This is a genomic window from Rhodococcus sp. SORGH_AS_0303 (assembly GCF_030819335.1).
Classification (GTDB): Bacteria; Actinomycetota; Actinomycetes; order Mycobacteriales; family Mycobacteriaceae; genus Rhodococcoides.
In genome coordinates this window covers 3,045,813-3,058,676 of the sequence record NZ_JAUTBO010000001.1, presented here as the reverse complement: position 1 = coordinate 3,058,676, position 12,864 = coordinate 3,045,813, and the positions used below count along the sequence as shown (strand labels likewise).

14 protein-coding genes are annotated in these 12,864 nt (G+C 69.1%); 6 read left to right on the top strand and 8 right to left on the bottom strand.

All coding sequences use genetic code 11. The annotated features are described in order from the left end of the window. Positions 1-13: 13 nt before the first annotated feature. From QE449_RS14305 to QE449_RS14295, 3 genes are all read left to right on the top strand, one after another. A complete protein-coding gene (locus tag QE449_RS14305; protein WP_027503776.1) occupies positions 14-793 on the top strand; it encodes an alpha/beta fold hydrolase in 780 nt (259 codons plus the stop codon). Positions 794-854: 61 nt separating this feature from the next. Beyond that, a complete protein-coding gene (locus QE449_RS14300; RefSeq protein WP_051612916.1) occupies positions 855-1,403 on the top strand; it encodes a hypothetical protein in 549 nt (182 codons plus the stop codon). A gap of 42 nt (positions 1,404-1,445) precedes the next feature. Next, positions 1,446-2,402 (top strand): sensor histidine kinase, encoded by a 957-nt coding sequence (locus QE449_RS14295; RefSeq protein WP_027503775.1) that lies wholly within the window; start codon positions 1,446-1,448, stop codon positions 2,400-2,402. A 1-nt stretch (position 2,403) separates the two neighbouring features. Here the strand turns inward: QE449_RS14295 and QE449_RS14290 are convergent, their stop codons facing one another. Continuing rightward, entirely contained in the window at positions 2,404-3,228 is an 825-nt protein-coding gene (locus QE449_RS14290) for a helix-turn-helix domain-containing protein (protein ID WP_307109015.1), read from the bottom strand. Between the two features lie 72 nt (positions 3,229-3,300). Between QE449_RS14290 and QE449_RS14285 the strand changes: the two genes are divergently transcribed. Genes QE449_RS14285 through QE449_RS14275 form a run of 3 tightly spaced genes read left to right on the top strand, consistent with a single transcriptional unit; the run spans position 3,301 to position 4,460 of the window. Next, entirely contained in the window at positions 3,301-3,678 is a 378-nt protein-coding gene (locus QE449_RS14285) for a VOC family protein (RefSeq protein ID WP_222638768.1), read from the top strand. A 54-nt stretch (positions 3,679-3,732) separates the two neighbouring features. Then, positions 3,733-4,023 carry a putative quinol monooxygenase gene (locus QE449_RS14280; protein ID WP_027503772.1) on the top strand — a complete coding sequence of 97 codons (291 nt, stop codon included), beginning with the start codon at positions 3,733-3,735 and terminating at the stop codon, positions 4,021-4,023. After that, entirely contained in the window at positions 4,020-4,460 is a 441-nt protein-coding gene (locus QE449_RS14275) for a 6,7-dimethyl-8-ribityllumazine synthase (RefSeq protein ID WP_027503771.1), read from the top strand. The genes QE449_RS14280 and QE449_RS14275 overlap by 4 nt, the downstream gene beginning before the upstream one ends. Here the strand turns inward: QE449_RS14275 and sigJ are convergent. From sigJ to QE449_RS14240, 7 genes are all read right to left on the bottom strand, one after another. Next, the gene (gene sigJ, locus QE449_RS14270; RefSeq protein WP_222627294.1) at positions 4,457-5,350 is read right to left on the bottom strand and encodes an RNA polymerase sigma factor SigJ; all 894 of its coding nucleotides are present in this window, start codon (positions 5,348-5,350) and stop codon (positions 4,457-4,459) included. The genes QE449_RS14275 and sigJ overlap by 4 nt on opposite strands. Beyond that, positions 5,347-6,102, bottom strand: a complete 756-nt coding sequence (locus QE449_RS14265) for an SDR family oxidoreductase (RefSeq protein WP_222627292.1) — start codon at positions 6,100-6,102, stop codon at positions 5,347-5,349. The genes sigJ and QE449_RS14265 overlap by 4 nt, the downstream gene beginning before the upstream one ends. 78 nt (positions 6,103-6,180) lie before the next feature. Next, positions 6,181-8,190 (bottom strand): SDR family oxidoreductase, encoded by a 2,010-nt coding sequence (locus tag QE449_RS14260; protein WP_307109014.1) that lies wholly within the window; start codon positions 8,188-8,190, stop codon positions 6,181-6,183. A gap of 35 nt (positions 8,191-8,225) precedes the next feature. Continuing rightward, the gene (locus QE449_RS14255) at positions 8,226-10,340 is read right to left on the bottom strand and encodes an MMPL family transporter (RefSeq protein WP_307109013.1); all 2,115 of its coding nucleotides are present in this window, start codon (positions 10,338-10,340) and stop codon (positions 8,226-8,228) included. A gap of 132 nt (positions 10,341-10,472) precedes the next feature. Then, positions 10,473-11,279, bottom strand: coding sequence for a 5'/3'-nucleotidase SurE (gene surE / locus QE449_RS14250; protein WP_307109012.1), 807 nt, complete (start codon positions 11,277-11,279; stop codon positions 10,473-10,475). Positions 11,280-11,308: 29 nt separating this feature from the next. After that, positions 11,309-12,250, bottom strand: a complete 942-nt coding sequence (locus tag QE449_RS14245; protein ID WP_307109011.1) for a 1-phosphofructokinase family hexose kinase — start codon at positions 12,248-12,250, stop codon at positions 11,309-11,311. A gap of 57 nt (positions 12,251-12,307) precedes the next feature. Continuing rightward, positions 12,308-12,832: a hypothetical protein gene (locus QE449_RS14240; RefSeq protein ID WP_307109010.1), complete on the bottom strand. Its 525-nt coding sequence runs from the start codon at positions 12,830-12,832 to the stop codon at positions 12,308-12,310. Positions 12,833-12,864: the final 32 nt, after the last annotated feature.

The following is a 12,864-nucleotide window of genomic DNA, read 5'->3' as shown; positions in this document are numbered from 1 at the left end:
GGAGGATGGCTCGATGATCATGACGGACGGTGTGGTGGACGCCGAGGGCGTGCGGCTGCACTATCGAGATTCCGGTGGTGACGACGTGCTGGGGTCGCCCGTCGTGCTGGTGCACGGCATGGGCGGCGACGGCCACACCTGGGACGCGTTCGCGCGCACACTGGTTCGGCGGGGCCGCCGTGTCGTCGTCCCGGACCTCCGCGGGCACGGCCGCAGCGGACGCGCACGGAGTTACCTGTTCGGTGAGTTCGGCGACGACCTCGAGGCGCTCCTGGATCATCTCTCGCTGACTCGCGTCGACCTCGTCGGCCACTCCCTGGGAGGCCACGCCGCGACGCTCGTCGCCCAACGCCGTCCGACGACGGTGCGCAAGCTCGTGGTCGAGGAGGCTCCACTCCCCATCCGTCCTGGTGACGAGACCCCGTCGATCACGACGAAGTTCCCGTCCGCGCGCGAACTGCTGCACGCCACGACCAGCGTGATCCGACACCCCCGCGCCGTGCTGGCCTTCGATCGGTCGATGACCTCGTCCGCACTCACCCAGTTCCGCGCCCCCGATCCGCTGTGGTGGGAGGCGCTGGCGCACATGGAGAGTGATGTGCTGTTGGTCGTCGGTGGTCCCACCGGCATGGTCGACCGCGCGCGCCTCGAGGCGATGACGGCGCTGGTGCCGCGCAGCCGGGTCGTCGCCGTGGACAGCGGCCACAGTGTGCATCGGGATCGGTTCGCCGAGTTCGACGCCGCGGTCGGCCCGTTCCTCGCCGAGCACCAGGAAACTCCCCGCGCCCTGTGAGGCGTCCAGAACCGACGACGTCCTCGCCGTCCCTGGCGGCCACTGTCGTTACCGTCGGCGCATGACGGCACCCACCCAGCAGTTCACCGTGACCCGGACCGACGGCGAACTCGCTGCTCGGGCCCTGATGTACGCCGTGTCCGAGCTCAGCCTCATCAGGGTCACCGGCCAGGGCGGGGCCGCCTACGCGCAACTGCAGGTGTGTCCGTCGGGTGCGCGCTACCGGTCGGTCGTCGACGGGATGAGTCCACGCGCCGCGCGGGAGCTGACCAACGGATACCACGCCAACTTCCACCACCCGGTGCTCTACGCGGCGGCGCTGCGGCTGGGCGCCGTGCGGCTCGCCGAGCTGGTTCCCATGTCGCGGTCGTTGCGCGCGGTGCTCGTCGCCGCCCCGGCCGTCGCGGCCACCGCGGACATCACCGAGAACGTCGTCAACCTCTACCTCCACCGCGACACCCGCCGCATCACCGACACGACCGCGACCGTGTCGAGTGCGCTCAGCATCGTCAAGTGGGGCGGGACGGTGGGACCGTTGGCCTACATGACCGTCGGCTTCCTCCCGATCTGGGGCCGAGCCGTGCGGGACCGGTTCGCACGCGGTCGATAGGACCGCACAGCCGCCGAACGATCCGCCGGTTACCGTCGTGTCATGACCGTCACCCGGCCCCGCGCGGCGACGCTGTCGCTGCGGAGTCGCATCCGACTTCTCACGGTGAGCGTGGCGGCGCTGGCCGTCGCGATCTGCTCCTTCGTGATCTACATGGTCACCGAGGACGCTCTGCGTGCGCAGCTCGCCGATCGGGTGGGCCGGGACGCCGACAAGTTGATCGCCAGTGACTCCTCCGGACTCTCGCCCGCGGCCTTCGGTTTCGCTGCCGGACCTCGCGCGGGACGCTATCTGCAGGTGGGCATCGTCAGCGAGGACGGTGACGTGTACTCCGCGTCCGGAAGTTTCACTCCGTTCGCCTCTCCCGACGGCGTGTTGGAACCGGTGGTCGCGTCGGTGGTCGCGGGGGAGTCGGACCGCGTCGTCACCGACCTGAACGGCTACGCGGTGGCCATCGAGAAGGCGCCGAGCGGGTCGACGGTGCTGGTCGGAGAGTCCTACCGGTCGCTCGACGGGGTGATGAGTGGACTGCTCCTCATCTTCGTCACGGTGGGCGGCGCACTGGTGGTACTGGCAGGGCTGTCGGGGTACCTGGTGGCGCGGACGGGCCTGCGCCCGGTCGGAAGACTCACCCGCGCCACGCGGCGGATCACCGAGACCGGCGACCTCAGTCCGGTGGCCGTGGTGGGTGACGACGAGCTGGCGCATCTCGCCGATCGGTTCAACGACATGCTGGCGGCCCTGCAACGCTCGCGGCTCGCACAGAACCACCTCATCGTCGACGCGGGTACCGAGCTGCTGGCGCCGCTCACCGCCTTGCGCACCAACATCGAGTTGCTCATCGAGATCGGTGACCCCGATCGTGCGCCCGCGGTGCCGCTGGATCAGGATGCGGTGGACCAACTTCGGCGCGACATCGTCGATCAGCTGGACGAGGTCGCACGCCGTATCCACCGCCTCGTCGACGAGGCGCGGGAGGCGCACACGCGGGACGGGTGACTCAGGTGTCCGCTCGGTAGCGCGCGGGGGGACCACCCACCAGGGCGGTGAACGCCCGGATCAAATGGCTCTGATCCGCGTATCCGAGGTCGGCGGCGAGCGCCGCCCAGTCCACCGTGCCGTCGGTGTGCGCGGCACCCGCGACGTCCAGGAGTCGGCACCGCTGCACCACCCACTTGGGCCCGACGCCGACATGGTCGGCGAACTGTCTCTGCAGCGTCCGCAGGCTCACTCCCGCACGATCCGCGAGCTGCTGCGCCCGGATGACCGTCGTGTCCGTCTCGGCCAGCTCCACGAGGTCCGCGATGTCGGCGGCCACGGGGTCGGCCGTCGCGGTCCGCTCGATCAGCCACGAGGACAGTCGGTCCACACACGTGGTGACGTCCGCGTCCGGGTCGAGGAGGAGACCGGCGAGTCGGCGATCGTCGGTGCCCAGCACGTCCGCGACGGTCCCGACCCGATCGGTCATCGAGCTCACGGGCCGGCCGAGAACGGGGCGGAAACCTGCGGGACGGAACGCTGCGGCGACCGTGCGCCCGTCGCCGACGAGGGTGCGCTGGAAGCGACGTCGCATCACGCCGTGCACCAGCAGCCGCGGAGCGCCCTCCCGAGATTCCGCCGTCAGATGGACCACCGGGCGCGGGACGACCTCCTGCACGTGCGGTTCGGGGCAGTGCCACTCCACCCACCAGAAGTAGTCGACGAGGGTCGAGAGGTCGTCGGGAGGGCGGGAGCGGCCGACGGTGATCCGACCCTCCGCACGCGCGGGGTGCAGGATCGCCGACTGCGCGCGTCGGCCTGCTCGGGTCAACGGATCCTCCGTCACGGAGCGAACCGTACCGCTCGGGCTGGCGCGTTTGTTCAAGTCACGGTGCCGATCGTGAGGGAGGCTGAGGTCATGACGACGACGCGACTGGCGATGACGACCCTGGACTGTGCCGAGGTTCCTCCGGTGGCCGAATTCTGGGCGGCGTTCCTCGGTCTGACCCAGACGATGGGTGACGGCGAGAACTACGCCATGCTCTCTCCCGCGAACGGGGGCCCGGCGCTGGGCTTCGGCCGCGTGGACGGCTATCGGCCACCCGCCTGGCCGAACCCCGACGGGAGCAAGCAGTTCCACTTCGACATCGCGGTCGAGGACATCCCGGTGGCCGAGGCCCGTGCGATCGAGCTGGGGGCGACGCTCGCCGAGCCGCAGCCGGGCGAGACGTGGCGCGTTCTCCTCGATCCGGCCGGCCATCCGTTCTGCCTGACGGATGCCGCCAACTGGGGCTGACCACACGCGTGGTGAACTGGCATCGACAGCGATCCCCGACCGAACGGACGTCCCGTGGCCATCACCGCTCTGCTCGAACTGCGTCTCGATCCCGCCCGCCTCGAGGAGTCGCACCGCATCATCGACGAGACCCTCGTCGCCACCCGCGCGTTCGAGGGATGCCTCGGTGTCGAGGTGACGGCGGACGTGAAGGATCCGGCGCACGTCGTCATCGTCGAGAGCTGGGCCAGCGTCGAGGCCGACGCCGCCTACCGCGCGTTCCGGGCGACGCCCGAGGGTCGCAGTGAACTCGGTTCGATCGTCACCGCGGCGCCGGTGCTGACCGTGCTGGCGCCCGTTCGATGACGACGGACGCGACTCCCTCGGTGGCCTTCGTCCAGGCCACCTGGCATCGCGAACTGGTGGACCGGGTGCGCCAGGGTTTCGTGCGGGAGTTCGGGCGTGACGTGGACACCTTCGAGGTGCCCGGTGCGTTCGAGATCCCCCTGCACGCCAAGCGACTCGCGCTCACGGGCCGGTACTCGGCCGTCGTCGCGGCGGCGCTGGTGGTGGACGGCGGTATCTACCGGCACGACTTCGTCGAGACGGCCGTCATCGACGGACTCATGCGGGTGCAGCTCGACACCGATGTGCCCGTGTTCTCGGTGGTGCTGACCCCGCACCACTTCCACGAGCATGCCGACCACACGAGCTTCTTCGCGGAGCACCTCGAGAAGAAGGGTGTCGAGGCGGCGAGCGCGGTGGTGCGCACGCTCGCGTCCCTCGACTCGATCGGCCGCTAGCTGTCGGGTCGGTCCTGCCAGACCGAGGGGTCGACGAGCGCGAGCTTGGCTGGTGACCGGATCATGTCGATCCGCGACACCAGGCCCGTCGACGACACCTCGAACGAGACGACGCCGACCAACCCGTCGCCCGCCACGAGGGCGAGTCCCGTTCTGCCGTTCACACGGCACGGACGCACCCGCAGACCGTCTCCCGCCTTCGCCGCGATGCCGAGGAGGAATCTCGCGACGTGGTCGGCGCCGATCACGGGACGCCGTGCCGCCGAGACGACTCCGCCCCCGTCGCTGACGAGAACGACGTCGGGGTCCAACGTCGTCAGCAGATCGGCGAGCACTCCCGTACCGGCGGCACGGGTGAAGTCACGCACGGCGCCGGCATGCAGCTCGGGCGACACCGCGAAACGTGGAGCCCCCTCCGTCACGTGCCGTCGTGCACGAGACGCGAGCTGCCGCACGGCATTCGGAGTGCGGCCCACGATCCGCGCGATCTCGTCGAACGGGACGTCGAACACGTCGTGCAGGACCCATGTCGTGCGTTCGGCCGGGGACAGCGTCTCGAGCACCACCATGAGCGCGAAGCGCACGCTCTCGTCGAGCGTCACCCGGTCGGGCGGCGAGTCGGCCGGTCCGACCAACGGCTCGGGCAACCACGGTCCCACGTACGTCTCTCGTCGCACGCGGGCCGACCGCAGCACGTCCAGTGCTGCGCGCGAGACAGCGACCACGGCCCACGCCTCGACGTCGAGAACGGGTGACGTCGCATCGGCCGCGACCAGTTTCGGCCAGCAGTCGGACACGACGTCCTCGGCGTCGGCGTGCGAACCGAGGACGGCGTAGGCGATGCGGACCAGCCGTGGGCGGACGCGGACGAAGTCGTCGGTGACACTCACCGGGTCGAGGCACCCACGCGCGCGAGCCACTGATCGAACGTCTCGTCACCGTGCGCAGCGTCCGGTCCGGGAAGGAGCCCACCGTTCGCCATGCCGCGACCCCCGGCGCCCGGCAGCCGCAGGGGGAGGACGAGACGCTTCGATCCACGCGCGCGCAGCAGCCTCCGGGCAAGATCGGGTTGGTACTCCGGGCGCGGACCGGCGTACTCCACGACCGAGGTGAGCGGTGTCCCCACCGCCAGGTCGACGATGTGGGCGGCGACCTCGGCGGTGCTGACCGGCTGACTCCGCATCGTCGGGACCATCGCGACCGGACCCGAAGTCATCGCGAGAGCCTGATCGGTGAACTCGTGGAACTGCGTCGCACGGAGGATCGTCCATGGCAGCGTCGACTCGCGTACGAGCTTCTCCTGCAGACGTTTACCGGCGTAGTAGCCGTAGTCGACACGATCGCACCCCACGATGGACAACGCCACGTGGTGACGGATTCCCGCGCGCTCACCGGCGGCCAGCAACGTCGACGTGACGGCGCCGAAGAACTTCTCGGACGCGCGCGCCGACATCGTCGTGACGTTCGCGGCGTCGATCACCGCGTCGACGTCCGTCAGTGCCCGGTCGAGCTCCGGCGTCGGCCGCACGAGATCGATTCCGGCCGATCTCGCGAGTACCACGGGAGTGTGTCCTCGCGCCCGCACCTGCTCCACCACGTGCCGCCCCGCTGCGCCCGTTCCGCCTGCCACTGCGATCCGCATGGCGTCATCCTTCCCTCGTGCGAGTCCTCGGTGGAACCCGTTCGAGAGTAGGACGAGAGAGAGCCGGCATCTGTGACATCACCAGTGGGCGCCGGGAACCCATCGTCCGGCCCGCCGCACGACCCGGGGCATCCGGAACTCGCGTCGGTTCTTCTTCGGTGCACGGGGACCGGACGACCACGAGCTGGTGTCGGTGATTCCCTTGGCGGCGGCACTGTCCGGATACGCCTTGTAGTACGACGCCAGCACGCGGTCCTTCGAGCGAGGCATCAGCAGGTTGCCCCACTCCGCGGCGGTTCCGGTGGGAACGTCGATGCGCTTGGGCTTCTCGATCAGTGCCCGCATCACCATCGCGGCGGCCTTCTCCGGCGTCTCGACCTTGTTGACGTTCTTGTTGCCGGTGGGGGCGATCATCGGGGTGTCCACGAGGGGCATGTGCACGGTGGTGAACGAGACACCGTCCGCCAGGGTCTCCGACGCGGCGACCGAGGTGAAGGCGTCGAGCGCCGATTTGCTCGCCACGTACGCGGCGAAGCGTGGCGGGTGGCTCTGCACCGAGGCGCTGCTGATGTTGACGATGTGGCCGTACTTCCGCTCGCGCATGTGGGGGAGCAGCGCGAGAATCAGGCGGAGTGCCCCGAAGTAGTTGACGGCCATGGTCCGCTCGAAATCGTGCAGACGGTCGGTCGACAGGGTGAGTGAGCGCCGGATCGATCTGCCCGCGTTGTTGACGAGCATGTCGACGTGGTCGTGGTCGCGCAGGATCGCGGCCACGGTCTCGGCGACGGACGCGTCGTCGGTGATGTCGCAGACGTAGCCGTGCGCGTCGCCGCCGTTCGCCCGGATCTCCTCCACGACGGCCGCCAGCTTGGCCTCGTCGCGGGCGACGATGATGACGCGCGCGCCCTTGCGGGCCGCAGCGAAGGCAGAGGCCTTGCCGATACCCGAGGAACCGCCGGTGATGACGACGTGTCGGTCGACCAGTGGCCCGGCCGGATCGTCGCGTCGCGCTCGGTACGGGTCGAGATGCGCACGCCAGTACGACCACAGTGCGGGTGCGTACGTGCGGAACTCCGGTACGCGGGCCGCGTTCTCGCCCATCGCCTCGTTCAGTGCGGCACGGGTGAGGGTCGAGTCGAATCGGGTGGGCAGCGTGAGGTGCTCGGCCATGACGGGCGGGATGTCGTAGTTCTCGAACACCGCGTCGCGGGCGGCGACGACATGACGATTGGTCGAGCGGAGCAGCGGCGTGACGACGGAGCCGGGAATGCTTCCCACGGCGCGGGGTGCGCCGGCCGCGTCGGCGAGAGCGGAGTAGATCTCCCGCATCGGTTGCGGACGCGGGTTGACGAGGTGGAACACGCGGCCGTCGAGATCCGGGGCGTGCAGGAGGGCGACCAGCGCGTCGGCGACGTGGTCGACCGGGACGATGTTGGTCGCGCCGAGTGCGGGCACCGTCACCGGCAGGGCCGAGGGCAACTCGGCGAGGAGGGAGATGAGCCGGAAGAGGTAGTACGGGCCGTCGATCTTGTCGATCTCGCCGGTGGTCGAGTCACCGACCACCGCTGCCGGTCGGTAGACCCGCCAGGTGAGGCCCGGAGTCTCGCGGACCACCTTCTCCGCCTCGAACTTCGTGCGGTGGTACGCCGTCGGAAAGTTCTGACCGAGGTCGAAGTCGTTCTCGGTGAACACCCCTCGATGGTCTCCGGCCACCGCGATGGACGACACGTGATGCAGGGTGGCGCCGAGTGACCGGGCGAGTTCGGCGACTGCGGCCGTTCCCTGCACGTTGGTCGATTCCTGGTCCTCGCCGGCGGTCAGGTCGTAGATCGCGCCGAGATGGATCACGTGGTCGACCGCTGTCAGAGCGGACAGTGCCGAGTCGTCGATGCCGAGACCGGGTCGCTCGAGATCGCCGATCAGCGGGCGAACGCGGTGACCGGACGACTCCGCGACGCCGCTCAGGCGGTGTTCCGAGGTCGGTCGCACGAGAACGTGGACCACAGCCTTGGCGTCGCGTTCGACCAGCCGGCGCACCACGGCCCGGCCGAGGAATCCTGTGCCACCGGTGACCACGTAAGTACTCATGCGCGGACCTTACCGCGGAGTAAGTAGCGGCGGTATCAGTGACCGATGCCGACTTTTTCGTGCACCTTCTTCATCCACGCGGGTGCCCACCAGTTGGCCTCGCCCATGAGCTTGACCAGCGACGGGACCAGCAGCATACGGATGATCGTGGCGTCGATGATCAACGCCAGAATCATGCCGACACCCAGGAATCGCATGATGGACAGTCCGGACATCGAGAACGCCCCCGTCACGATGATCAGGATCAACGCCGCCGCGGTCACGATGCGTCCGGTCCGCTGGGCGCCGATCAGCACCGCCTCCTCGGTGGTGGCACCGGCCGTGCGCGCCTCCACCATGCGGGACATCAGGAACACCTCGTAATCGGTGGACAGCCCGAACACGACCGCGAGGATGAGAACCACGAACGTCGCCTCGAGCGGTGCCGGTGTGACGCCGAGCAGGCCCGCCCCGTGACCCTCCTGGAAGATGAACGTCAGAGCCCCGAACGTCGCGGCCATGCTCAGTCCCGCCATGGCAACAGCCTTGATCGGCAGCACCACCGAGCCGAACGCCAGGAACAGCAGGATCAGCGTCGACACCACCATGATGGTGAGCATCACCGGCAGCCAGTTCACGATGGCGTTGTTGCCGTCGAGGACCAGGGCCGCCGCTCCGCCCACCGTCAGGTCGGTTCCGTCGGGTGCCGGGATCGCGCGGAGTTGTTGCACCACATCCTGTTGCGCTTCCTGGGACACGTCCGAGGAAAACGTCGCGTTGATGACCACGAAGTCGCCGCTGGCCGTGCCGAACTGAACGTTGGCGATCCCGCTCACCGCGCGCGCAGCCGTCGTGACCGCATTGATGGCGGGGCCGTCCGGCCGCGCCGACTCTCCGTCCAACACGATGGTGGCGCTGTCGCCGGTGCTGCTGAAGTCCGAGGCGAGGGTTTCGAACGCGATACGCGCGGGATCGTCGGCGGGCAGCGCGGTGTAGGACACCTCGCCCAACTGGGCCTTGACCAGCGGTGCGGCAACGACCAGCAGGCCGACGATGATCAGGGTGGCGACAGCGATGGGGCGCTTCATCACCTTCGTGACGACCCCGCCCCAGAACCTTTGTGCGCGTGCATCTCCGCGATCCGAGGCGGTCCTGGACCAGGTGATGGCATTGATGCGGTCACCCAGCATGGCCAGGACGGCCGGCACAGCCGTCAACGACAGCAGAGCCGCACATCCGACAGCCGCCATCGCACCGAAGCCGAGGGATCTGATGATGGCCTGCGGGAAGACGAGCATCCCTGCGAAGGCGCAGATCAGCAGCAGACCGGAGAAGACGATGGTGCGCCCGGCGGTCAGCATCGTGCGTCGTGCGGCCTCGTGGGACGTGGCTCCGCCCCTGAGTTCCTCGCGGAACCTGCTGACGATGAAGAGTCCGTAGTCGATGGCGAGGCCGAGACCCAGCAGGCTGGCGACGTTGACGGCGAACGAACTGATCTCGGTGAACGTGGTGAAGAGGCGCAGGACGGTCAGCGCGCCGGCCACCGAGAGCGCGCCCACGATGACCGGGACGGCGGCGGCCACGACGCCGCCGAAGATGATGACCAGAAGAATCAGCGTGATCGGGATCGCGATGATCTCGGCGCGGACCAGATCTTCCTGGAGCTGGGTGTTGAAGGAGACCCCCGCGACGGAGGCGCCCGCGAACTGCGTGTCGATGCCGGCGACCTCGAGCTTCGGCAGCAACTCCGAGAACGATGCGACGGTGATGCCGCTGGCGTCGCCCAGGGTGACGGTTGCGAGTCCCTTCGTGCCGTCCTTGCTCTCGAGGAACGGTTTCTGCACCGGCCCGGCCGTCCAGTAGGAGGTGATGTCGTTCGGACCCACCTCGGCCCGGAACGCGTCGAGCACCGGCGTGACGTCCGCCCCGATGTCGTCGAGCGTGCGGCCGTCGGGCGCGGAGTAGATGACGATGATGTCCGGTGCGGCGGTTCCCAGGCCCTGGATCTGTCGGGCGACCTGGACGGCCTCGCTGCCGGGATCCTCGTATCCGCCCTGGCTGAGGCTGCCGAAGACCCCGAGTCCCCACGTGGCACCTGCCAGCACGATGACGATCGCGGCGGTCAGGACCCACCGTGCCCGCGACACCACGAACGAAGCCCAGCGAGTCACAGAAAATCCCCATCTCGGTCAGGTCGAGCATCGACGGTCGTCTGTGACTGTAGTGAACTGTCATGGGGAAGCTCTGAGAGCGGGCGCGGGAGTGACGGTCGCCTCCTCCTCACTCGGACACGACGGACGCGATCACTCCAACCCGGCCAGGTCGACGTCCACCCTCGACGGGGGTCGCAGTGCAGTGGTCGTCGCCCATCCGCGGGCGACGAGGCCGGCGTCGCTGTCGTCGTCGTCCCGCGCGTGGATGGCATCGAAGCGGACGGTGACGAACTCGTCGTCGGTGTCGCCGATCTCCGCCTGGACGGCGCCGAAGGCCGCGAGGTCGGCCTGGCGGATGCCGCGGAGTTCCGACGGTGCGACCGGCGGGATGTTGACGTTGAGGACCCAGTCCGCCGCACCGTGATCGACGAACCAGTCGAGTGCGCGCCGGGCCACGAGGTGGGCGGTGTCCCAGCTCGGAGCGCCCGAGGCGACCTCACGGTCGATCCGGTCGTGGATGTCGCCAGGCGCGGCGAGAGACGCCGTGTCGAGGCCGGCGAGGGACAGGGCCATCGCCGGAACCCCGTGGGTGGACGCGGTGAGGGCCGCCCCCACGGTGCCGGAGTGCAGGACGGCGGAGCCGGTGTTCGGACCGTGATTGATGCCGGACAGCAGGATGTCCGGCCGTGGACCGAAGGCTCCGCGCGTCGCGACGAACGCGATCATGGCGGGCGAGGCCTGCACGGCGAACGCGTCGACATCGAGATCGGCGATCGAGGCGCGGGAGAGTACGAGCTGGTCGCGGTTCTGCAGCGCAGACAGCGACGCACTCGCACCGCTGCGCTCCTCGTGCGGCGCCGCCACCATGACGTCGTGACCGGCCTCGAGGGCGACCCGAGCGAGCACGGCGATCCCGTGGCTGTCGATTCCGTCGTCGTTCGTGATGAGCACGCGCACGTGTGCCTCCTGCGAGTGGGTGCAGCCGGTCAGGATGAGAAGGGGCGTACCTCGACCGTCGACATGATGGTCTCGACGAGCCCCAGCTGTCCTGTACCCAGTCCGCGGCGGGTCACGTTGGCGGTGCCGGCGGCGCCGCCGAGGGCGAGTGCATCCTCGATGGACATGCCGCGGGCGAGTCCGGTGGCGATGCCGGCGCTCATGGAGTCGCCCGCACCATGGTGGTCCGTCTGTTCCAGGTCGGGAGTGACCACCTCGAGCACCGTGCCGTCGACGAGGGCGAGCGCCGGGTCCGCCGCGCGGGAGAGAACCACGATGTCGGCACCCTCGTCATGCAGGGCGCGCATCGCCTCGATGAGGACGTCCGGGTCGTCCGACTCCGCGCGCCCGTCCTCGATGAGGTCTTCGTGGCTCATCTTGAGCACGGTGAGCCCGCCCTGCAGAGCCGCCGTCGCGGTCGGTCCGGACAGATCTGCGACGACGGGCTTCGACAGCGATCGCAGATCTGTCGTGAGCCGTCGATAGAAGTCTGCGGGTACCACCGACTCGGTGTGCGGGCCCCCCAGCAGCACGATGTCGGACGAGGCTCCGGACTCGAGGGTGATCCCGTAGAGGTCGTCCAGCGCGTGCCGGGCGAGGTGCGGGGGATCGATCGTCGCCACCTCGGTGCGGTCGCCGTCCCGCCGGTCGTGAATGTAGGACCCGGACTCGTGACCGATGTCCACGGCACGCACGGTGATTCCCTCACGGTGGATCAGATCCCGCAGTACGCCGCCGCTCTCGCCGCCGAACGCGCCGGTCAGCGTCACGTCCATGCCGAGGTTGGTGGCCATGCGGGCGATCCAGTGGCCTTGGCCGCCGGCGTGCACGTGGAGTTCGGTGTCGCCGTTCGGCGCTGCGTCCAGGGTGATGGTGAGCAGCGGGGACGGCGCGAAGACGGTGGCGGTGGGCGCGTGTTCGGCAGTCGACATCGCCGTGATGTGCCCGATTCGTCCGTTCCCCAAACCCGACGTCGAACGGTCGACAGGTCAGCTGCCGAAGGCGTCCGCGAGGTCGTCGAGCGACGGGAAAGCCGGTTCCGGTGTTGCCTCGGGCACCGTGATCACCGTCGACGCCTGCTGGACCGTGTACACGGTCCAGGGCAACACCGTGGCCATGTACTCAGTGAAACCGGGGTAGTCGGACACCCACATCGCCTCGGTCGCGTCGCCGTCCTGGAGTGCGCACGTCGCCAGCACGACGTACGAGCCGGGAGGAACGTCGGACACCGTCTGGGTCGACGTGCCGGGCTCGATGTCACCGCCGTCGTAGAGGGTCTGCCCGGGTCCGAGAATGTCTTCCAGCGGCGGCAGAACGCCGTCCGGTGCGGGTGCCAACGACGTGGCACAGCTGAGGGTGCCGTCGGCAGCAGAGGTGATGGTGTTGGTGACGGACGTGCCGTCGACAGCGAACGAGTAGGTGACGTCGGTGGGTTCCGCCGCGGCAGCGAGACCGGGAGTGGCGAGGGCCAGGGGAATCGCTGCTGCAGTGCCGAGAAGGGTTCGGGTGAGCATTCGCACGGCATGTCCTCTTCGTCGTCGATGGT

Bases quoted from the DNA above. Each gene is read 5' to 3' on its own strand.
- QE449_RS14295 (WP_027503775.1), top strand. From the start codon at position 1,446: ATGACCGTCACCCGGCCCCGCGCGGCGACGCTGTCGCTGCGGAGTCGC.
- QE449_RS14245 (WP_307109011.1), bottom strand. From the start codon at position 12,250: ATGTCGACTGCCGAACACGCGCCCACCGCCACCGTCTTCGCGCCGTCC.
- QE449_RS14240 (WP_307109010.1), bottom strand. From the start codon at position 12,832: ATGCTCACCCGAACCCTTCTCGGCACTGCAGCAGCGATTCCCCTGGCC.
- QE449_RS14300 (WP_051612916.1), top strand. From the start codon at position 855: ATGACGGCACCCACCCAGCAGTTCACCGTGACCCGGACCGACGGCGAA.
- QE449_RS14305 (WP_027503776.1), top strand. From the start codon at position 14: ATGATCATGACGGACGGTGTGGTGGACGCCGAGGGCGTGCGGCTGCAC.
- QE449_RS14285 (WP_222638768.1), top strand. From the start codon at position 3,301: ATGACGACGACGCGACTGGCGATGACGACCCTGGACTGTGCCGAGGTT.
- QE449_RS14275 (WP_027503771.1), top strand. From the start codon at position 4,020: ATGACGACGGACGCGACTCCCTCGGTGGCCTTCGTCCAGGCCACCTGG.
- QE449_RS14265 (WP_222627292.1), bottom strand. From the start codon at position 6,102: ATGCGGATCGCAGTGGCAGGCGGAACGGGCGCAGCGGGGCGGCACGTG.
- QE449_RS14260 (WP_307109014.1), bottom strand. From the start codon at position 8,190: ATGAGTACTTACGTGGTCACCGGTGGCACAGGATTCCTCGGCCGGGCC.